The sequence below is a fragment of the Streptomyces cavernicola genome (assembly GCF_029968035.1).
Lineage (GTDB): Bacteria > Actinomycetota > Actinomycetes > Streptomycetales > Streptomycetaceae > Streptomyces > Streptomyces cavernicola.
Window position 1 is genome coordinate 42,426 of the sequence record NZ_JASCIQ010000028.1, and the last position, 21,475, is coordinate 63,900.

Here is a 21,475-nt window from a genome sequence, read left to right on the forward strand (position 1 = left end):
GCTCAGGCCTCCGGGGCTTCGAACTTGGACGTACGGGTCATGCCGGCGGCGCGGCCCTTGCCGGAGATGACCAGGGCCATCTTGCGGCTGGCCTCGTCGATCATCTCGTCGCCGAGCATCGCGGAGCCCTTCTTGCCGCCCGCCTCGGACGTGTAGTAGTCGTACGCGTCGAGGATCAACTCGGCGTGGTCGTAGTCCTCCTGGGACGGCGAGAAGATCTCGTTGGACGCCTCGACCTGGCCCGGGTGCAGGACCCACTTGCCGTCGAAGCCGAGCGCGGCGGCGCGGCCCGCGACCTCGCGGTAGCCCTCGATGTTGCGGATCTGCAGGTAGGGGCCGTCGATCGCCTGGAGGTTGTTGGCGCGGGCGGCCATCAGGATCTTCATCAGGATGTAGTGGTAGGCGTCGGCCGTGTAGCCGGGCGGCTGCTCGCCGACGACCAGGGACTTCATGTTGATGGAGGCCATGAAGTCAGCCGGGCCGAAGATGATCGTCTCGGTGCGCGGCGAGGCCTGCGCGATCTCGTTGACGTTGTTCAGGCCCTGGGCGTTCTCGATCTGCGCCTCGATGCCGATCTTGCCGACCTCGAAGCCCATGGTCTTCTCGATCTGCGTGAGCAGCAGGTCGAGCGCCACGATCTGCTGGGCGTCCTGGACCTTCGGCAGCATGATGCAGTCGAGGTTCTGGCCCGCGCCCTCGACGACGGTGACGACGTCGCGGTAAGTCCACTCCGTGGTCCAGTCGTTGACGCGCACGACCCGCGTCTTGCCCGTCCAGTCACCCTCGTTGAGGAACTTCACGATGGTGTGCCGGGCCTCCGGCTTGGCCAGCGGGGCGCAGGCGTCCTCCAGGTCGAGGAAGACCTGGTCGGCCGGCAGGCCCTGGGCCTTCTCCAGGAAGCGGGGGTTCGAGCCGGGCACGGCCAGACAGGAACGGCGCGGGCGAAGGCGGTTGACCTGAGTCATGCGGGGACCTCCAGAGGGTCGAGCTTGTTCGCTAGCCGGATCTCGTCGACGATACGGCCGATGATCTCCGTGATGCCGAAGTCCTTCGGGGTGAAGACGGCGGCGACTCCCGCCCTCTTCAGGTCCTCGGCGTCGGCGTTGGGGATGATGCCGCCGACGATCACGGGGATGTCGGTGGCGCCCGCCTCGCGCAGCCGGTCGAGTACGTCCGGCACCAGCTCGGCGTGCGACCCGGAGAGGATCGACAGGCCGACGCAGTGCACGTCCTCGGCGAGCGCGGCGGACACGATCTGCTCCGGGGTGAGCCGGATGCCCTGGTAGACCACCTCGAACCCGGCGTCGCGGGCCCGCACGGCGATCTGTTCGGCGCCGTTGGAGTGCCCGTCGAGGCCCGGCTTGCCGACCAACAGGCGGAGCTTGCCGCCCAGTTCGTCACCGGTGCGGCGGACCTTCTCGCGCACCTCGGCGAGGGGCGTGCCCTCCTCGGCGGCCACCGCGACCGGCGCCGACGAGACGCCCGTGGGGGCGCGGAACTCGCCGAACACCTCGCGCAGCGCGCCCGCCCACTCGCCGGTCGTGACGCCGGCGCGGGCGCACTCCAGGGTGGCCTCCATCAGGTTCTCCGTGCCGGCCGCGGCCTCCTTCAGGCGGTCGATGGCCTGCTGGGTGGTCGGGAAGTGGAACGGGTCGCCCATGCCCTGCCGGTCCGAGGACTCCTGACGGGTCGTCTTCCAGTCGCCGATGGCCCGGACGACCCTGGCCTCGACGGCGTGGTCGACGGTCATGATCGCGGCGTCCAGGTCGGCGGTGAGCGGGTTGGGCTCGGTCGACTCGTAGCAGTTGACGCCGACGATCTTGTCCTCGCCGGCCTCGATCTTGGCCCGCCGCTCGGCGTGCGAGGAGACCAGCTGCGACTTGAGGTAGCCGGACTCGACGGCCGCCATCGCGCCGCCCATCTCCTGGATCCGGTCGATCTCGGCGAGGCACTCCGCGACCAGCTCGTCGACCTTCTTCTCGATGACGTGCGAGCCCGCGAAGATGTCCTCGTACTCCAGGAGGTCGCTCTCGTGCGCCAGGACCTGCTGGATGCGGAGCGACCACTGCTGGTCCCACGGCCGCGGCAGGCCCAACGCCTCGTTCCAGGCGGGGAGTTGGACGGCGCGGGCGCGGGCGTCCTTGGAGAGGGTGACGGCCAGCATCTCCAGGACGATGCGCTGGACGTTGTTCTCCGGCTGGGCCTCGGTCAGGCCGAGCGAGTTGACCTGCACGCCGTAGCGGAAACGGCGCTGCTTCGCGTTCTCGATGCCGTACCGCTCGCGCGTGATCTGGTCCCAGATCCGCCCGAACGCCCGCATCTTGCACATCTCTTCGATGAACCGGACGCCCGCGTTCACGAAGAAGGAGATACGGGCCACGACGTCCCCGAACTTCTCCTCGGGGACCTGCCCTGAGTCGCGTACGGCATCGAGAACCGCGATGGCGGTGGACATCGCGTACGCGATCTCCTGGACCGGTGTGGCCCCCGCCTCCTGGAGGTGGTAGCTGCAGATGTTGATCGGGTTCCACTTGGGGATGTTCGCCACCGTGTACGTGATCATGTCGGTGGTGAGCCGCAGCGAAGGCCCCGGCGGGAACACGTGCGTGCCCCGCGACAGGTACTCCTTGACGATGTCGTTCTGCGTCGTCCCCTGGAGCTGCGTGATGTCCGCGCCCTGCTCCTCCGCGACGACCTGGTAGAGCGCCAGAAGCCACATGGCGGTGGCGTTGATGGTCATCGAGGTGTTCATCTGCTCCAGGGGGATGTCCTGGAACAGCCGGCGCATGTCACCGAGGTGGGAGACGGGGACGCCGACCCGGCCGACCTCGCCGCGGGCGAGGATGTGGTCGGGGTCGTAGCCCGTCTGGGTCGGCAGGTCGAAGGCGACCGACAGACCCGTCTGCCCCTTGGCGAGGTTGCGCCGGTACAGCTCGTTGGACGCTTCCGCCGTGGAGTGACCGGCGTAGGTCCGCATGAGCCACGGCCGGTCCTTCTGACGCTCAGTCATCTGCAGCTTCTCCTAAGGGAGTTCAGACGTTCCGGAAGCGGTTGATGGCGTCGATGTGCTGGGCGCGCTTCTCCTGGTCGCGCACGCCCAGACCCTCCTCGGGCGCGAGCGCGAGGACGCCGACCTTGCCCTGGTGGAGGTTGCGGTGCACGTCGTACGCGGCCTGGCCGGTCTCCTCCAGGGAGTAGACCTTGGAGAGCGTCGGGTGGATCTTGCCCTTGGCGATCAGGCGGTTGGCCTCCCACGCCTCGCGGTAGTTGGCGAAGTGCGAGCCGACGATGCGCTTCAGGGACATCCACAGGTAGCGGTTGTCGTACTCGTGGTTGTAGCCGGACGTCGACGCGCAGGTGACGATCGTGCCGCCCTTGCGGGTGACGTAGACGGAGGCGCCGAAGGTCTCGCGGCCCGGGTGCTCGAAGACGATGTCGACGTCCTCGCCGCCGGTGAGCTCGCGGATGCGCTTGCCGAAGCGCTTCCACTCGCGCGGGTCCTGCTCGTGCTCGTTCTTCCAGAACTTGTAGCCCTCGGCGTTGCGGTCGATGACCGCCTCGGCGCCCATGGCCCGGCAGATGTCGGCCTTCTCGGGGGAGGAGACGACACAGATCGGGTTGGCGCCGCCGGCCAGGGCGAACTGGGTGGCGTACGAGCCGAGGCCGCCGCTCGCGCCCCAGATCAGGACGTTGTCGCCCTGCTTCATGCCGGCGCCGTTCTGCGAGACCAGCTGGCGGTAGGCGGTGGAGTTGACCAGGCCCGGGGACGCGGCCTCCTCCCAGCTGAGGTGGTCCGGCTTCGGCATCAGCTGGTTGGACTTGACGAGCGCGATCTCGGCGAGGCCGCCGAAGTTGGTCTCGAAGCCCCAGATGCGCTGCTCGGGGTCGAGCATCGTGTCGTTGTGGCCGTCCGAGGACTCCAGCTCGACGGAGAGGCAGTGCGCGACGACCTCGTCACCGGCGTTCCAGGCGTTCACGCCGGGGCCGGTGCGCAGGACGACGCCCGCGAGGTCGGAGCCGATGATGTGGTACGGCAGGTCGTGGCGCTTGCTGAGCTCGCTGAGGCGGCCGTAGCGCTCCAGGAAGCCGAAGGTCGAGACCGGCTCGAAGATCGAGGTCCAGACCGAGTTGTAGTTCACGGAGCTGGCCATCACGGCGACCAGGGCCTCGCCGGGGCCGAGCTCGGGCACCGGCACGTCGTCCAGGTGGAGCGACTTGCGGGGGTCCTTGTCGCGGCTCTCGAGCCCGGCGAACATCTCCTGCTCGTCCTTGTGCACGGTGATCGCGCGGTACGAGTCGGGCAGCTTCATGGCGGCGAAGTCGGCGGACGTGGCGGTCTGCGACTGGATCGCGTCCAGGATTTCCTTCACGGGGGTTCCTCCGGCGAAAGCATGTTGCGGGAACGCTTTTGAGGGGACGTCGGGGTGGTGAAGCGGTGCTGAGTGGTGCCGTCGGTTCGGCGGAGGTGGTGGTGCTCGGCGAGCGCCTGGTGGGCGCGGGAGGTGCCTGTGACGCAGGCGTCCGGGCGGGCGCGAAGCCCCGTGCGGAGCTTGCTGGGACAGCCGGCGTACGGAGGATCTCTGTACGCCGGCCGCCCGGACTGACTTCAACGTATGGCACGCCGTGCCAGTGCACAAGACACTCGGTGCCAACGATTTCTCTCAGTTGTCAGCGAGCCGCTTCATTTGAGCGATGATCGATCATTGCAGGTCAGAAGGGGTATGCACCGGGCGTACGACGAAGGCGCCGGGCGAACTGATCGATCAGTTCGCCCGGCGCCTTCGCGTCGCGGTGCTGTGAGGGGTGCGGTCAGCGGTCCCGCAGTGCCGTCTCGATGGTGCGCATGACCTCGTCGAGCGGAGCGTCCGTACGGGCCACGGTGACCAGTACCTCGCCGTGCGCGGAGGCGGTCGCCGCTGGGGCCGGAAGAGCGGTGCTCTCCCGACCCGCGCCTATGCCCGAGCCGAACGTCTTCCGCACGATCGCGAACGCGTGGTCCAGCTGCGTCTCCACGTCCCCCTGGCCGCCGGCCCGCAGCCAGCGCCGCAGCACGTGATTGTGGGCGGTGACCACGGCCGAGGCCGCGACCTCGGCGAGCAGCGGGTCGTCGTTGCCGTCGTGGTGCGCTTGCTCGTCGAAGTGGCCGAGCAGATAGCGGGTGAAAAGGCGTTCGTACCGGGCCACCGAGGCGATCTCGCGCTCCCGGAGCGTCGGCACCTCGCGGGTCAGGCGATAGCGCTCCACCGACACCGTCGGCGAGGCCGCGTACATCTTCATGACTTCCTTGATGCCACGGCACACCGTGTCGAGCGGGTGCTCGTGCGGCGGGGCGGCGTTGAGGACCGCCTCGGCGCGGATCAGGGTGTCGTCGTGGTCCGGGAAGATCGCCTCTTCCTTGGAGCGGAAGTGGCGGAAGAAGGTGCGCCGGGCCACCCCGGCCGTGGCCGCGATCTCGTCGACCGTGGTCGCCTCGTACCCCTTCGTCGCGAACAGCTCCATCGCGGCGGTCGCCAGCTCCCGGCGCATTTTCAGCCGCTGGGCGGCGGCACGGGAGCCCGCAGGCGTCGCGGGCGCCTCGGGAGCGTCGGTGGAGGAGGGCGTACGGGGGGACTTGGCGGCCTTGGACATGGACCGAACGTACTGCATGTCCGCAGCCTGCCGCGCCTCCGGGAGCGGGCCACCCGGCCCACCGAGCAGCCCGCCCCAGCCGGTGTGCGACTCAGCGCCTGGCATATTCGCGGAAGCCGCGGCCCGTCTTGCGGCCGAGGCACCCCGCGGCGACCAAGTGCTCGAGGAGCGGCGCCGGGGCCAGGCCCGGGTCGCGGAACTCGCGGTGCAGCACCTTCTCGATGGCGAGCGAGACATCCAGACCGACGACGTCCAGAAGCTCGAACGGGCCCATCGGGTAGCCGCCGCCCAGCTTCATCGCGGTGTCGATGTCGTCGAGCGAGGCGTAGTGCTCCTGGACCATCTTGATCGCGTTGTTCAGGTACGGGAACAGGAGCGCGTTCACGATGAAGCCGGCACGGTCGCCGCAGTCCACCGGGTGCTTGCGGATCTTCGCGCACACCTCGCGGACTGTGGCGTGCACATCGTCCCCGGTGAGGACCGTGCGGACCACCTCGACCAGCTTCATCGCCGGGGCCGGGTTGAAGAAGTGCATGCCGATCACGTCCTGCGGGCGCGAGGTCGCGCGGGCGCAGGCGACGACGGGCAGCGAGGAGGTCGTGGTCGCGAGGACCGCACCCGGCTTGCAGACCTTGTCCAGGGTCTGGAACAGCTGCTGCTTGACCTCCAGGTCCTCCGCGACCGCCTCCAGAGCCAGGTCGACCTCGGCGAACGCGTCGAGGGAGCCCGCCGGGGTGATCAGGGCGAGGGTCGCGTCGGCCTTCTCCTGGGTCATCCGGCCCTTGGTGACAGAGCGCGAAAGCGACTTGCCGATACGGGACTTGGCGGTGTCGGCCTTCTCCTGGCTGCGCGCCGCGAGCACCACCTCGTACCCGGCCTTGGCGAACACCTCGGCGATGCCGGACGCCATGGTGCCCGAGCCCGCGACGCCCACCGAGCGGACCTCGCGGCCCTGCGCGGCGTCCGACGCGGCGGCCGGGGTGAGCGCGTCCGGCACGACCTCGTCGCTGCCCGCCTCCGCGTACGTGTAGAAGCCGCGCCCCGCCTTGCGGCCGGTCAGGCCCGCCTCGCTGAGCTGCTTCAGGATCGGCGCGGGGGCGTGCAGGCGGTCCCGGGAGTCCGCGTACATCGCGTCCAGGACGGTCCGCGCGGTGTCCACGCCGATCAGGTCGAGCAGCGCGAGCGGGCCCATCGGCAGGCCGCAGCCCAGCTTCATCGCCGCGTCGATGTCCTCGCGGGACGCGTACTTGGCCTCGTACATCGCGGCCGCCTGGTTGAGGTAGCCGAACAGCAGCCCGTCCGCGACGAAACCGGCGCGGTCGCCGACCGAGACGGGCTCCTTGCCCAGGTCCACGGCGAGCTCGGTGACCGCGTCGACGGCGTGCGGCGCGGTCAGCACCGACGAGACCACCTCGACCAGCTTCATGGCCGGCGCCGGGTTGAAGAAGTGCAGGCCGACGACGCGCTCCGGGTTGGTGGAGTCGGCCGCGAGGCGGGTCACGGACAGGGCGTTGGTGCCGGTGGCGAGGATCGTGTCGGGGCGCACGATCGCGTCGAGCTCCCGGAAGACCTGCTGCTTGATCTCGTAGGACTCCGGCACCACCTCGATGACCAGGTCGGCCTCGGCGGCGGCCTGCAGGTCCGTGAAGGTGCGGAAGCGGGAGAGGGCGCTCTGCCGCTCCTGCTCGGTGAGGCGCTCGCGGCGCACGGCCCGTGCGGTCGAGGCTTCGAGGGCGCCGACGGCCTGCGCCGCGGCCACCTCGCTGATGTCGATGCCGATGACCTCGCGGCCCGCACGGGCGAGGACCTCGGCGATCCCGGTGCCCATGGTGCCGAGGCCGACGACGGCGACGGTGTGCAAGGGGGTACGGTCCATCGCGGACTCCAGATGGTGAGAGTGACGACTGAGAGGGCGCACGGCGCGCGGGCCCGGCCGGAAGAGGGATCGGCATACGGGCGACTGCGAACTGCGTCGCGGCGTGCGGGAGTTGGTGTCATGCTCCGGGCCGCCGCGTGCGAGCAGCGGGCCCAGTGAGGTGGAGCTGAGGTGAAGCGACGGGCCCTGTCCCCGGGCCGCGTCGTGAAACTCGTGCTGTACCGAGCCGAACCGACTTGTCCTCGGCGGCTGCGTCACCAGGCCGCCGAGCGATGCGGGTGTGACCCGCTCTAATGAGCTTAACCAGCGGGTAACGAGCGCGCCAGTCCTGGAGCGGTGTGACGTGGATCGCCCCCTCCTGGTGAAGCCCGACGATCGCTACGCTGAGCTGCATGGACGAGGAGTTGCGAGCGGTCACGGAACGTTTACGGAAAGAGGCCGCGCAGGACGCGGACCCGTCGGGTGCGGCCCGCTTCGAGCGGTTGCGGGCGACGGACGACCACGACGAGCTGGCCGAGGTCCTCACCGCGCCCCAACAGCCGCTGTGGGCCCGGGAGATGGCCGCGTTCCGGCTCGGCTGCGCGGGGGAGCGGCGGGCCTTCGAGTCCCTCGTCCTGCTGCTCAACCACCGCGACCCGGAGCGCTGTGCGAGCGCCGCGCAGGCGCTGGCCCGGCTCGGTGATCCGCGTACGGCGCGGGCGGCGGCGGCGCTCGCCACGAATGAACTCCGCGTCGCCTACGCGTTGCATCCGGTCCGGCTGCTCACGGTGCTGCGGGCGCCCGAGTCGGCGCCGGCGTTGATCACGGCCCTGAAGCGGCGGTTGTCCTCGCCGCACGATCCTTACTGGCGGATCGCGCTGGCGTGTGTGGAGGGGCTGGGGGCGCTGGCCGACAAGCGGGCGGTGCCTGTGCTCGATTCGGCTCGAGCCCATCCGCGGCTCGCGGCGGCGGCGGTGGCGGCGCTGGCGCGGATCGGGGAGGCTTAGGTTTTCTTCTTCCCCACCCCGCCCCTTCCCGAACTGGGGCTCCGCCCCAGACCCCGCTCCTCAAACGCCGGAGGGGCTGATTATTCAGCCCCTCCGGCGTTTGAGGAGGCCTGTCCGGCAGGACTTTCGGGAAGGGGCGGGGAGGGGGAGAGTCAGGCGGAGCTCCGGGACCCGGACGCCGTCCAGCTCGGAGACCTCCTCCGCCCCGTCCGGCGTGAACCCGGCGGATGCGTAGAAGCGGCGGGCACGCATGTTGTCCCGGAGGACCCAGAGGCGTACGCGCGGCGTGGCGAGCGCCGTGCAGTGGGCCAGGACCGACCGCATCAGGGCCCGCCCCGCGCCCGTCCCGATGTGCTCGGGGTGCACGTAGAGGGCGTACAACTCGGTGTCCGTGGGCGGGAGATCACTGTCCCGGTACGGCCCGAAGCTGGCCCAGCCGACCGTCGTCCCGGCGCGTTCGGCGACGAGGCCCACCACGGCCGGATCGCCCCGCGCCTGCCGCTCGCGGCAGCGTTCCGTGTCCGCGGCGATGTCCATCGCGTCCAGATACGACTGCGGGATCAGGCCCGCGTACGCGAACTGCCAGCCCCGCACCCGTATTTCGGCCACCGCGGGACAGTCGTCGGGGGTCATCTGCCGTACGGATACGACGGATTCGTTCATGGGCGCACCCTACGAGTCGTGTGCGGGCGTGGTCGTCCCCATTTCTCCGGGCATGCCGGGGCACACGGGTTCCGGTGTGTGCCCCGGCGGGTGGGCGGTCAGCGGTGGCGGCCGATCAGGCCGTGCAGCGCCAGGCCCTTGCGGACGTCCGAAGTCCGCTTCGCTTCGGCCGACTTGGGCTCCGGCTCCGGCTCCGGCTTCGGCTCCGGTTTCGGCTCGGGCAGGGCGTCGCAGGTCGCGTCGGCCGGGGTGTGGCCGCGGCCGCGCGGGACCTCGCCGGTGGCGAGGTAGTCCGCCAAGTACCCGTCCAGGCAGTCGTTTCCGCTGAGCGTGACGCCGTGGTTGCCGCCGCCCTCCTCCACGACGAGGCTGGAGCGGTCCAGCTTGCGGTGGAGTGTGACGGCGCCCTCGTACGGGGTCGCGGCGTCGTCGGTGGCCTGGAAGAGGAGCACCGGGGGCAGTTGGGAGTTGGTGACGTCCGGTGGGGTGAGGTTGCCGGTCGGCCAGAACGCGCACGGGGCGTTGTACCAGGCGTTGCTCCAGGTCATGAAGGGCGCCTTGGCGTGCGACCGCCAGTTGTCCGCGCGCCAGGTGTTCCAGCTGCGCGGCCAGGGCGCGTCCCTGCACTGCACCGCCGCGTACACCGAGTAGCCGTTGTCGCCGTCCGCGTCGACGACCCCGAGCGCCTCGTACGCGTCGACGAGCGGGGCGGTGTTCTCGTCGTTCACGTACGCGGCGAACGCCTCGGCGAGTTCCGGCCAGTAGCCGTTGTAGTAGCCGCCGGGGATGAAGGCGTCCTCCAGCTCGGCCGGGCCGACCTTGCCGCCGGCGGGGCGCTCGGCGACGGCCTCCCGCATCGCGTACCACTTGCCCTCGACCTCGGCCGGGTCGGTGCCGAGGCCGTACGTCGCGTCGTGCCGGGCGACCCAGGCGGCGAAGGCCTTGTGGCGGTCGTCGAACGCGAGGTTCTGGTCGAGGTTGTCGCGGTACCAGACCCCGGTCGGGTCGACGACGGAGTCCAGGACGGCCCGGCGGACCCGCTGCGGGAACAGCTTCGCGTAGACCGCGCCGAGGTGCGTGCCGTACGAGTAGCCGAAGTAGTTGATGCGGGGCGCGCCGAGCGCCTCGCGGATCAGGTCCATGTCGCGGGCGGCGCTCACCGTGTCGAGGTGCTCCAGGAGCGGCCCGTGCTTCTCCTCGCAGGCGTTCGCGAAGGCCTTGACGCGTTCGAGGCCCGCCTCTTCGACACCCTTGCCGATCGGCACCGTGTCGGGGCGCACCGGGGCGAAGTGGCCGGGGCGGCAGTCGACGGCGGGCCGGGAGGCGCCGACGCCGCGCGGGTCGAAGCCGATCACGTCGTACTGCGCGGCGACGTCGCGGGGCAGCGCGCCCGCGACGAAACCGGCGAGGCCACGGCCGCTGCCGCCGGGTCCGCCGGGGTTGACCAGGAGCGGGCCCTGGTGGTGTTCGGGGTCGGTGTGCGGGACGCGGGACAGAGCGAGGCTGATCTGTTTCCCGTCGGGTTTCGCGTGGTCGAGCGGGACGCGCAGCGAGGCGCACTGCAGGGTCGGGTACTTCTTCGTGGCGCAGTCCGTCCACTTGAGCGCGGCGCGGGCTTTCGGGGCGGTCGCCCCGCGTGGGTCTGCGGCGGACTGCCCGGCCGAAAGGAGTCCGGCGGCTGTGGCGAGGGCGCCGAGCAGCGCGACGGCACGGGTTCTCATCTGGCCTCCCGAGGCGGAGGAGTTCGGACTGCGCGTGCCGCAGCCCGCTGCCGCATGCTCTCGGAAATACCGTCAGAAATCGTGCTTTGTACGTGAAGTTGACCCGAAGGGTGTCAGAGGAGGGTGAGTTGGGTGCCGGTCTCACGGTCGGGTTCGCGGACAGGTGTGATGCGCCGCGCCGCCGCCGAGGGCTTGGGCCCGATGCCGTACTCCTGCGCGAGTTCGTGCACATGGCGGGTGATGCGGCGCTGGTACCACTTCGGCGCGTAGGCCCCTTCCGCGTACAGCCGTTCGTAGCGGCGTACGAGATGGGGGTGGTGCGCGGCGAGCCAGCTCATGAACCACTCGCGGGCGCCGGGCCGCAGGTGCAGCACCAGCGGGGTGACGGAGGTGGCGCCGGAGGCGGCGATCGCGCGGACCGTGGCGCGGAGTTGCTCGGGGGAGTCGCCGAGGAACGGGATCACCGGGGCCATCAGGACGCCGCAGCCGATGCCGTGCTCGGTGAGCGTGCGGACCACGTCGAGACGGCGCTCGGGGGCCGGGGTGCCGGGCTCGACCGTGCGCCACAGCTCGCGGTCCGTGAAGCCGACGGAGACCGAGATGCCGACCTCGGTGACCTGGGCGGCCTGCACGAGTAGGTCGAGGTCGCGCAGGATCAGCGTGCCCTTGGTGAGGATGGAGAAGGGGTTCGCACGGTCGCGCAGGGCCGCGATGATGCCGGGCATCAACCGGTACTTCCCCTCGGCCCGTTGATAGCAGTCCACGTTGGTGCCCATCGCGATGTGCTCGCCGTGCCAGCGCGGGGAGGCGAGCTGCCGCCGCAGGAGCTCGGGGGCGTTGACCTTCACCACGATCTGGCTGTCGAAGCCGAGCCCGGTGTCCAGGTCCAGATAGCTGTGCGTCTTGCGAGCGAAGCAGTAGACGCAGGCGTGGGTGCAACCCCGGTACGGGTTCACCGTCCACTCGAACGGCATACGGGAGGCGCCGGGCACCCGGTTCACGATCGACCTGGCCCGGATCTCGTGGAAGGTCACGCCGCGGAACTCGGGGGTGTCGAACGTGCGGGTCGTGACGGCGTCCGCGCCGAACAGCGCGGCGTCGTCGGAGATCAGGTTGTCCCAGCGCATGGCGCCTCCTCGGTAGCACTGGGCACAGAATAGAACAAGCGTTCCCATGATCGTGCGGGTCGGTGCCGGCTAGCCACCTTCGCTGTTTGCCTAATGGTGTTAGGCAGATGCAGGATGGGATTAGGTATGGGATTAGGTAATGGCTGGATTCGTTGGGAGGAACTGTGGCCGTACGACCTGGCCTGACCGCGGAACGCCTGGTCCGCGCCGGGGCCGAGCTCGCCGACGAGGTCAGGTTCGAGCACGTCACCGTCTCCGAGCTGGCCCGGCGGTTCGACGTGAAGACCGCGAGCCTCTACTCGCACCTCAAGAACTCCCACGACCTCAAGACCCGCATCGCCCTGCTCGCCCTCGCCGAGCTCGCCGACCGCGCGTCCGAGGCCGTCGCCGGGCGCGCGGGCCGGGACGCCCTGACCGCCTTCGCCGCCGCCTATCGCACGTACGCGGTCGAGCACCCCGGCCGGTACGCCGCCGCCCGCTTCCCCCTCGACCCGCAGACCGCCGCCGCGAGCGCCGGGCCCCGCAACGCCCGGCTGACCCGGGCCGTCCTGCGCGGGTACGGCCTGACCGAACCCGCCGAAACCCATGCCGTACGACTGCTCGGCAGCGTCTTCCACGGCTTCGTCAGCCTGGAGACGGCCGGCGGATTCAGCCACAGTGCGCCGCCCGCCGAGGAGACCTGGGACTGGATCCTCGACGCGCTCGACGCGCTGCTCCACTCCACCCCCACGCCCGCCGGCACGACCGAGGCAGCCACCCCATGAGTACGTCCCCGTCCCTGATCAGTACGCCCCTCACCGCCGAACTCATGCGCGGAGCCCTGGAGTTGGAGCCCACCGCGCGCGGACTCCTTCCGCACCGGCTGCCCGCGCAGGCCCGGCGGCAGATCTCCGACGGCCAGACCGCCATGGCCGAGGCCCAGCCCGCCGGGGTCCGCCTCGCGTTCCGCACCGCCGCCACCGTCGTCGAGCTCGACACGCTGCCCACCAAGCGCGCCTACCTCGGCGTGCCCGGACCGGCCCCGGCCGACGGGGTGTACGACCTGCTCGTCGACGGCCGCCTCACCGCGCAGGCCAGTGTTCCCGGCGGGAACGTCCTGACCGTCGACATGGCTGCCCAGTCCTACGAGCTCACCGAGGGTGAACCCGGCACCGCCCGGTTCGCCGGACTCCCCGCGGGCGAGAAGGACATCGAGATCTGGCTGCCGCACAACGAGCGGACCGAGCTGGTCGCCCTGCGCAGCGACGCGCCCCTGGCGCCGCTGCCCGACCGCGGCCGCAAGGTCTGGCTGCACCACGGCAGTTCCATCAGCCACGGCTCCAACGCGACACATCCGACGGGCACTTGGCCCGCGCTGGTCGCGGGGCGGGCGGGCGTCGAGCTGATCAACCTCGGCCTCGGGGGTGCGGCGCTGCTCGACCCGTACACCGCGCGTGCGCTCCGGGACACCCCCGCCGACCTGGTCAGCGTCAAGATCGGCATCAACATCGTCAACGCCGACGCGATGCGGCTCCGCGCGTTCGGGCCTGCAGTGCACGGGTTCCTCGACACCATCCGCGAGGGGCACCCCACGACCCCGCTGCTGGTCGTCTCCGCCGTGCTCTGTCCCGTGCAGGAGGACACGCCTGGGCCACTCGCGCCCGACTTCGCCGACGGGGCCGTGCGGTTCAAGGCCACCGGCGACCCCGCGGAGGTCGCCGCGGGGCGGCTCACGCTGAACGTCGTACGCGCGGAGCTCGCCCGGATCGTGTCCGAACGTGCGGCGGACGATCCGCAGCTCTTCTACCTCGACGGGCGGGAGCTGTACGGCGAGGCCGACCATGTGGAGCTGCCCCTCGCGGACGCGGTCCACCCTGGCGCCGAGGCGCACGTCCGTATCGCGGAGCGGTTCGCGGGGCTGGCGTTCGGGGAGGCGGGGGCGTTCGCGGGCCGCTGATCTCTTCCCCACCCCGCCCCTTCCCGAAGTCCTCAGCGGACAGCCCGGGGTCTCCGCCCCCCCAGTCCCCGCTTCGGGGCTGTGCCCCTGGACCCCGCCGGGGCTGTGCCCCTGGACCCCCATCGCCCTCCGGGCTCGTCCTCAAACGCCGGACGGGCTCAATTGGGCTCGTGCGCTCTGGGGCGGGCGGGCCGACGGGCAGGCTGCTTGGGCCGGTGGCCCTCAAGGGCGGAACGTGGATTCGGGTCGGTGCCCTTGGCCCGACGGGCTCGATTGGGCTCGCGCCCCGGTTCAGACTGGCTGGACTCGGGTCGGTGCGCCCGGGGGCCGGGGGGCTGGTTCTGGGCCGATGCCCCTGGTTCGACGGGGCGATTGGATTCTGGCCCCAGTCGGACGGGCTGGACTTGGGTGGGTACTTCCAGGGCCGGAGGGGCTGGATATCGACTCGGGCCTCTGGTGCGGTCGCACTGGTCAGCGCCGGTACGTCTGGTTCGACGGCTCGATTGGGGCCCCGGCCCTCGTCCAGAAGGCTGGCTTTGGGCCTACCCCGGAGGCTGGGTCGGCCGGTCTCGGGCTGGGGTCCACGGGCCCGGCGGTGTGCTGAATTTGGCTCGAGTCCAGGTTCGGGCTTCTGGCCTGGGCCAGGCTGGGCCGATTGCCCTCCTAGGCGGGGCGTGCTGGGCTCGGCCCGCGCTCGGCTCCGGCCCCGATAGGGGCGCGGGGAACTGCGCGACCAGCCACGACGGTGCTTCAGCCGAACGACGGCACCGAGAGGGGCCGGGGCGCAGCCCCGAGCCGACCGCAGGGCGAGAGCCCAGCCACGAGGGCGCTGCCGCCGAATGACAGCGCGGAGAGGGGCCCGGGGTGCAGCCCCGAGCCGACCGCAGGGCGAGAGCCCAGCCACGAGGGCGCTGCCGTCGAACGACAGCGCGGAGAGGGGCCCGGGGGTGCAGCCCCCAAGCTGTCTGCAGGACTTTCGGGAAGGGGCGGGGAGGGGAAAAACCAGCCCGGCAAGCCGGCGCCACAGGGAGGGCAAGAGGGAAGGCCAGCCCGGCATCCCGATGCCACGGGAGGAGGCGGAAGGGGAAGCGTCAGAACGGGAAGGCGGCAGGCGGGAGGAGCCGGCCCGGCATCCCCGTGCCACGGGAAGAAGCGGGCCGGGGGAACACAAGCCCAGCATCCCGGTGCCGCGGGAGGAGGCGGGCCGGGGAAGTGCAAGCCAAGCGTCCCCCTGCCACGGAAAGCGGCGGGCACGGGAAGCGCAAGCCGACGATCCCCGTGCCACGGGAAGAAGCGGGCAGGGGGAACACAAGCCCAGCATCCCCGTGCCACGGGAAGAAGTGGGCCGGGGAACACAAGCCCAGCATCCCCGTGCCACGGGCGGGGGAGGGGGCACGGCGGGAACAGCCGCACCGGCAACCCCGGGCCGCCGGTAGAGGCGGGTGGGGGGAAAGTCCCGCCTCGGCAACCGTCACAATGGAGTGCGCAGCACCCCGTACCCCCGAAAGCAACGCAGTGGAGGAAGTGCCATGGCACAGGTCGAAGCCGTGACCGAGCGGATCATCGCGGCGGACCCGGACGATGTCTTCGACGCGCTCGCCGACTACAAGGACGTGCGCCCGAAGGTGCTGCCCGAGCACTTCAGCGAGTACGAGGTCCGCGAGGGCGGCGACGGCGAGGGCAGCCTCGTGCACTGGAAGCTCCAGGCCACCAGCAAGCGCGTCCGCGACTGCCTCCTCGAGGTGACCGAGCCGACCGACGGGCAGCTCGTCGAGAAGGACCGCAACTCCTCGATGGTCACCACCTGGACCGTCACCCCCGCGGGTGAGGGCCGTGCCAAGGTCGTCGTATCGACCGTGTGGAACGGCGCGGGCGGCATCGGCGGCTTCTTCGAGAAGACCTTCGCCCCCAAGGGCCTCGGCCGGATCTACGACGCCCTCCTCGCCAAGCTCGCCGCCGAGGTGGAGAAGTAGGGGAGCAGAGGCCCCGTAGGGGCCCCGCGGTGGGCCGGTCGTGATCGTCGTGATTGTCGCGGTCGGCTCGCCGTCCACCCCGTCGTCCGACCCGCCTCCCAACCCCAACCCCCGCCCCCGCCCTGTCACTTGTTCGGGTGGTTTCCCGTGCGCCCCGCGGCGCACCCCCGCGTGCGCCCCGTATGCGTGCAGCGCGTCAAACCCCGAGGTCCACAGGGTGAGCGCGCGGCCCAACACCCGTACGGGAAGCGGCCGTCGGCCCTGTTTGAGGCGAACCGTTCAGTTGCCCGAGGTTGTCGCGTAATGCGAGAAATGGGCGGCGCGATCGGGCGCGGATGAGGGGAGCGGGACGTGCGTGGGACGACTCTGGTGCAGGACGAGCAGGCCCCCGAGGCCGCACCGGCAGCGGAGCAGCCCCCACCGCCCGCAGAGCCCGACCCCGAGCCCGCCCCCGGTGCCGCACCCGAACTCAGCCCGCGCCGGGTCCGCCTCGTCTTCGCCGGGCTGATGCTCGCGCTGCTCCTCGCCGCCCTGGAGCAGATGATCGTCGCCACCGCGCTGCCGAAGATCGTCGGCGAGCTGCACGGCCTCGACAAGATGTCCTGGGCGATCACCGCGTACCTCCTGACCGCCACCATCGGACTGCCGATCTACGGCAAACTCGGCGACCTCCTCGGCCGTAAGAGCGTCTTCCAGTTCGCGATCGTGGTCTTCATCATCGGCTCCGCGCTCGCCGGTTGGTCGCGGACCATGGACGAGCTGATCGCCTTCCGCGCGGTCCAGGGCATCGGCGCGGGCGGCCTCATGATCGGCGTGCAGGCGATCATCGCCGACATCGTCCCGCCCCGCCAACGCGGCCGCTACATGGGCGTGATCGGCGCCGCGTACGGACTCGCCTCCGTCGCCGGACCCCTGCTCGGCGGGTTCTTCACCGACCACGCGAGCTGGCGCTGGTGCTTCTACATCAACGTGCCGTTCGGGCTGCTCACCCTCGCCGTCATCGCCGTCGTGCTGAAGCTTCCCAAACCTGTCGCCAAGCCTCGCTTCGATGTTCTGGGCGCCCTGCTGCTCGCCGTCGCCTCAACCTGCCTGGTGTTGCTGACCAGTTGGGGCGGCACGGAGTACGAGTGGGGCGATCGCGTGATCGTCGGGCTCGCCGTCGGGTCGGTGCTTTCGACCGTGCTGTTCCTCGTCGTCGAGCGGTTCGCGGTCGAACCGATCATTCCGCTGCGGTTGTTCCGCGACCCGACGTTCAACATCACCGGGCTCGTCGGCGCGGTCGTCGGCGTCGGCATGTTCGGCGCCGCCAGCTATCTGCCGACCTTCCTGCAGATGGTCGACGGGGCCACCGCCACCGAGTCGGGCCTCCTGATGCTGCCGATGATGTTCGGCATCGTCGCCGCCTCCATCGTCTCCGGCCAACTCATCAGCCACACCGGCCACTACCGCATCTACCCGATCATCGGCGGCGCCGCCTCCGCCGTCGGCATGTGGCTGCTCTCCCGCCTCGAAACCGACACCTCGCGGCTCGACTACAGCATCTGGATGGGCGTGCTCGGCATCGGCATCGGCCTGATCATGCCGGTCCTCATCCTCGCCGTGCAGAACGCGGTGCCGCCCGCCGACCTCGGCACCGCCACCAGCGCCAACAACTACTTCCGGCAGATCGGCGGCAGCGTCGGCGCCGCCGTCTTCGGCACCCTCTTCGCCGACCGGCTCGCCGACGCGCTCACCGACCGGCTGCCCGCCGGCGTCGACCTGCCCGACCCCGAGTCGATCACGCCCCAACTCGTCCACCGGCTCCCCGAGCAGCTGCGCGAGGGCTACATCCAGGCGTACGCGGACGCCATGCCGCGGATCTTCCTGTACCTCGTGCCGGTCCTCGTACTCGGCCTCCTCATCGCCCTGTTCCTCAAGGAGACACCTCTGTTGTCCGCCAACCCGGCCAGCGCCGACCTTCAGAACAACGCCGAGCCCAGGGCCGCCGTTCCCGCCGCCCGCACCGCCGCGCACTCCGCGGGCGTGCCCGTCTGCGGCAGCGTCCAGCACCCCGACGGGACCAGCGTGCCGCGCGCCGCGCTCACCCTGATCGACGTCACCGGACAGCAGATCGGCCGCGGCGCGAGCGGCGACGACGGGCGGTACGCGCTGTCCACCCCGGGCGCCGGTTCGTACGTCCTGATCGCCGCCGCGGGCGGGCACCAGCCGCAGGCCGTGTCCGTCACCGTCGGCGAACGGCCCGTCGAACTCGACGTCGTGCTCGGCGGCGCCGGACGCCTCGCCGGGACCGTCGTCACCGCCGACGGCAGCCCCGTACGGGACGCCGCCGTGACCCTCACCGACGTACGCGGAGAAGTCGTCGCGAGCGCGCGCAGCGGGCGCGAAGGGGGCTATGTCATCAGCGAGTTGGTGGCCGGCGAGTACACCCTCGCCGCCAGCGCGCCCGCCTTCCGGCCGGCCGCCGTCCCGGTCAGCGTGCAGGCCGCGCGCGAGACCCGGCAGGACATCGAACTCGCGGGCGGCGCCGTGCTGCGCGGCACCGTGCGGGCCACCGGAGGGCGGTGCGTCGAGGACGCCCGCGTCACCCTCCTCGACGCCGCGGGCAACGTGGTCGACACCCTCACCACCGGACCGGACGGCACATTCCGCTTCGTCGACCTGTCCTCCGGCGAGTACACCGTGATCGCCGCGGGCTACCCGCCGGTCGCCACCGTCCTCCAGGTCGCGGGCGGCGGGCGCACCGAGCGCGACCTCCAACTCGGCCACGAGGACTGACGATCCGGGCCCCGCGCAACCTGCGCCCGCCCGTGCGCCGCACCTCGCGCCGATGCGCCGCACGTCGCGGCCGGTGCGCGCGGGACTCGCGCGGCAGGGGGCGCACAGGGGGCGCGCCGAGAGCGCGTCGTTCCGGTGCAAATTCCGAAGATGCCCCACGCGGCGGGGCACACCCGCCGTACCGTGGTCGTGGCGCAGATCTTCATCTGCGTCACGGGAAGGAGCCCAGACCATGGAGCGTGGCACTCCGGATGGGCCGGCGACGCAGTCAGCCGTCGCCGGCCGTATTCCGCTGGCCGTGGTCGTCGTGGACGGAGCAGGCCTCGTCTCGCACTGGAGCAGCGGCGCCCGCCGCCTGTTCGGGTACGTGAAGGACGAGGCGGTGGGCCGTCGCGCCGTCGACCTGCTGCCTGTCTCCGGCGCCCTGCCCGAGGACGCGACACCCCTCGAAGTGCCCGTGGAGTACGAGGAGTTGGGGCCCGAGGAGGAGCTGGGCCCCGAGCTGGAAGCGTCCCTCGGCGGGCGCACCTCCTACCCGGCCGCGGGCCGCGCCCGCCTCTCCGAGCCGGGCCGGGACCCGGTGGACGTGCTGTGGTGGGCGTACCCGCTGGTCGGGCCGGGCCCCGAGCGGCTGCTCGTGCTCGCCGCCGACGCCGACCGGCTGCGCCGCGAGAACCCCGACGACCCCATCGATCCGGAGGGCGCCACCGAGAGCATCGCCCCCGGCTTCGGGCTGCACACCGAGTTCCCCGGGTACGACGAGCTGGCGCGCAGGCTGCCCGAGATCCTGCCCAGCATGAGCGTCGCCGAGGGCTCGCGGATCGTCTCGCAGGTCCTCGAACTGGGCTATCCCGTCCTGGAGTTCAGCCAGCACGACCGCGTCCCGGTCACACCGGACTGGGGCGTGCCCCGGCGCGCGGAGCGCAAGGTGCGCCGCGAGCGGGTGGCGCGCGCCCTGGCCGAGGGGAAGCCCGTCCCGCCCGAACTCGCGGACGAGGCCGAGGACCTGGAGTACCGCGCGGTGCGCGAGCGCCTGGAGTTCCTCAACGAGGTCAGCGGGCGGATCGGCACCTCCCTCGACCTGGCCCGCACCATCAACGAGGTCAGCCAGGCGATCGTGCCCCGCTTCGCCAACGTGGCCTGCACGTATCTGCGCGAACAGGTCGTCGCGGGCGAGGGGTTCGCGGAAGGCGTGCCCGACTCCACCACCATGTGGCACCGCGTCGCCCTGGAGCACACCGACGAGCCGGGCCGCTGGGACGACGTCGTGCCGGTCGGCGAGGCCATGCCGTTCCCGGCGGACACCCCGTTCTTCCAGTGCATGACGACCGGGGACCCTGTGCTGATCCCGCACATCAGCGAGGAGATGGGCCATGCCATCGCCTCCGAGCTGGACAAGCGGGACATCCGGCCGTTCATCGTCGACCGCTCGATGCTGATCGTGCCCCTCAAGGCGCGCAACGTCGTCCTCGGCTTCAGCGTCCTGCTGCGCCACCCGGACCGCATCGTCTTCAACGACATGGACCGCGTCACCGCCGCCGAACTCGCCGCCCGCGCGGCCCTGGTGCTCGACAACGCCCGCATGTACACGTACCAGGAGAACGTCGCGGAGACGCTCCAGGACAGCATGCTGCCGCACATCGCGCCGCGCATGTCCGGCTGCGACATCGCCACCCGCTACCTGCCCGGCACCCTCCTCGGCCGGGTCGGCGGCGACTGGTTCGACTCGGTGAAGCTGCCCGGCTCCCGCACCGCGCTCGTCGTCGGCGACGTGATGGGACACGGCCTCAACTCGGCCGCGATGATGGGCCAGTTGCGCACGGCCGTGCAGACCATGGCCGCCCTCGACCTGCCGCCCGCCCAGCTCCTGCGCAACCTCGACGACCTCGCCCAGCGCCTCGGCGAGCAGTACCTGGCCACCTGCCTGTACGCGGTCTACGACCCGATCGCCGGCGAGCTGCAGATCTCCAACGCCGGGCACATCCCGCCCGTCGTGGTCCGCGCCGAGGACGGCCGCAGCGACCTCCTCGAACTGCCCACGGGCGCCCCGATAGGCGTCGGCGGCGTGCCCTTCGAGACGGTACGCGTCCCGGTCGCGCCCGGCGACCGGCTCGTGATGTGCACCGACGGCCTGGTCGAGGTGCGCGGCGAGGACATCGGCGTCGGCCTCGCCACGCTCTGCGAATCGGCCGCGCACCCGGCCGCGTCCATGGACGACGCCTGCGACACCATCATCCGCGCCCTCGCTGTGACATTTGCTGAAGCGGGCCGCGGCGGCCGCAAGGACGACGTCGCCCTCCTGATGGCCCGGCTCAACGGCATCGCCGCCGAGGACGTCGCGGACTGGCGGCTCCAGGCCGAGCCGTGCGAGGTCGGCCGGGCCCGCCGCCTGGTCCGCGCCCAGCTGCGCCGCTGGGGCCTCGAACAGCTCGTGGAGAACGCCGAGTTGCTGGTCAGCGAGGTCGTCACGAACGCGGTGCGGCACGCCCGGAGCGACCGCCTTGCGCTGCGCCTGGTCCGCTCCGACGTCCTGCAGTGCGAGGTCCTCGACGACGAGCACACCTTGCCCACACTCCTCAGCGCAGGCCCCGACGACGAGTCCGGCCGCGGCCTGGCCGTCGTCAGCGCCCTCGCACGGGAGTGGGGCTCGGCGCGCGCGGGCGACGGAAAGTCCGTCTGGTTCGAGTTGGCGTTGCCGGGACGACGCCGGGGCTGAGGGGGCTTTTCCCCCTCCCCTCCCCTCCCCTCCCCTCCCCTCCCCTCCCCTCCCCGCCCTTTCCCGAAAGTCCT

14 protein-coding genes are annotated in these 21,475 nt (G+C 71.3%); 6 read left to right on the forward strand and 8 right to left on the reverse strand.

The window, feature by feature from the left end:
* Positions 1-2: 2 nt before the first annotated feature.
* From QIS96_RS24700 to QIS96_RS24720, 5 genes are all read right to left on the reverse strand, one after another.
* Positions 3-965 (reverse strand): HpcH/HpaI aldolase/citrate lyase family protein, encoded by a 963-nt coding sequence (locus QIS96_RS24700; RefSeq protein ID WP_282544928.1) that lies wholly within the window; start codon positions 963-965, stop codon positions 3-5.
* Positions 962-3,010 (reverse strand): protein meaA, encoded by a 2,049-nt coding sequence (locus tag QIS96_RS24705; RefSeq protein WP_282544929.1) that lies wholly within the window; start codon positions 3,008-3,010, stop codon positions 962-964. Before QIS96_RS24705 ends, QIS96_RS24700 begins: the two co-directional genes overlap by 4 nt.
* A gap of 22 nt (positions 3,011-3,032) precedes the next feature.
* Positions 3,033-4,370, reverse strand: coding sequence for a crotonyl-CoA carboxylase/reductase (gene ccrA / locus QIS96_RS24710; protein ID WP_282544930.1), 1,338 nt, complete (start codon positions 4,368-4,370; stop codon positions 3,033-3,035).
* A 439-nt stretch (positions 4,371-4,809) separates the two neighbouring features.
* A complete protein-coding gene (locus QIS96_RS24715) occupies positions 4,810-5,646 on the reverse strand; it encodes a TetR family transcriptional regulator (RefSeq protein WP_282544931.1) in 837 nt (278 codons plus the stop codon).
* A gap of 73 nt (positions 5,647-5,719) precedes the next feature.
* The gene (locus tag QIS96_RS24720; protein WP_282544932.1) at positions 5,720-7,504 is read right to left on the reverse strand and encodes a 3-hydroxyacyl-CoA dehydrogenase family protein; all 1,785 of its coding nucleotides are present in this window, start codon (positions 7,502-7,504) and stop codon (positions 5,720-5,722) included.
* A 392-nt stretch (positions 7,505-7,896) separates the two neighbouring features.
* Between QIS96_RS24720 and QIS96_RS24725 the strand changes: the two genes are divergently transcribed.
* Complete coding sequence (locus tag QIS96_RS24725) at positions 7,897-8,490, forward strand: adenylosuccinate lyase (protein WP_282544933.1); 594 nt, start codon at positions 7,897-7,899, stop codon at positions 8,488-8,490.
* Positions 8,491-8,574: 84 nt separating this feature from the next.
* Here QIS96_RS24725 and QIS96_RS24730 read toward each other — a convergent pair whose 3' ends face one another.
* The 3 genes from QIS96_RS24730 to QIS96_RS24740 form a co-directional block, all read right to left on the reverse strand.
* Positions 8,575-9,153, reverse strand: a complete 579-nt coding sequence (locus QIS96_RS24730) for a GNAT family N-acetyltransferase (RefSeq protein ID WP_282544934.1) — start codon at positions 9,151-9,153, stop codon at positions 8,575-8,577.
* A 98-nt stretch (positions 9,154-9,251) separates the two neighbouring features.
* The gene (locus QIS96_RS24735; RefSeq protein WP_282544935.1) at positions 9,252-10,874 is read right to left on the reverse strand and encodes an alpha/beta hydrolase; all 1,623 of its coding nucleotides are present in this window, start codon (positions 10,872-10,874) and stop codon (positions 9,252-9,254) included.
* Between the two features lie 113 nt (positions 10,875-10,987).
* Complete coding sequence (locus QIS96_RS24740; RefSeq protein WP_282544936.1) at positions 10,988-12,001, reverse strand: Rv2578c family radical SAM protein; 1,014 nt, start codon at positions 11,999-12,001, stop codon at positions 10,988-10,990.
* A 164-nt stretch (positions 12,002-12,165) separates the two neighbouring features.
* On the opposite strand from QIS96_RS24740, the gene QIS96_RS24745 reads away from it, so the two are divergent.
* The 5 genes from QIS96_RS24745 (at position 12,166) to QIS96_RS24765 (ending at position 21,401) form a co-directional block, all read left to right on the forward strand.
* Positions 12,166-12,765, forward strand: a complete 600-nt coding sequence (locus tag QIS96_RS24745) for a TetR/AcrR family transcriptional regulator (protein WP_282544937.1) — start codon at positions 12,166-12,168, stop codon at positions 12,763-12,765.
* The gene (locus tag QIS96_RS24750; protein WP_282544938.1) at positions 12,762-13,937 is read left to right on the forward strand and encodes a GDSL-type esterase/lipase family protein; all 1,176 of its coding nucleotides are present in this window, start codon (positions 12,762-12,764) and stop codon (positions 13,935-13,937) included. Before QIS96_RS24745 ends, QIS96_RS24750 begins: the two co-directional genes overlap by 4 nt.
* Positions 13,938-15,466: 1,529 nt before the next feature.
* Positions 15,467-15,910, forward strand: coding sequence for an SRPBCC family protein (locus QIS96_RS24755; protein ID WP_282544939.1), 444 nt, complete (start codon positions 15,467-15,469; stop codon positions 15,908-15,910).
* A gap of 351 nt (positions 15,911-16,261) precedes the next feature.
* On the forward strand, positions 16,262-18,685 hold the full coding sequence (locus QIS96_RS24760) for an MFS transporter (protein WP_282544940.1): 2,424 nt from the start codon (positions 16,262-16,264) through the stop codon (positions 18,683-18,685).
* Between the two features lie 232 nt (positions 18,686-18,917).
* Positions 18,918-21,401 (forward strand): ATP-binding SpoIIE family protein phosphatase, encoded by a 2,484-nt coding sequence (locus tag QIS96_RS24765; protein ID WP_282544941.1) that lies wholly within the window; start codon positions 18,918-18,920, stop codon positions 21,399-21,401.
* Positions 21,402-21,475: the final 74 nt, after the last annotated feature.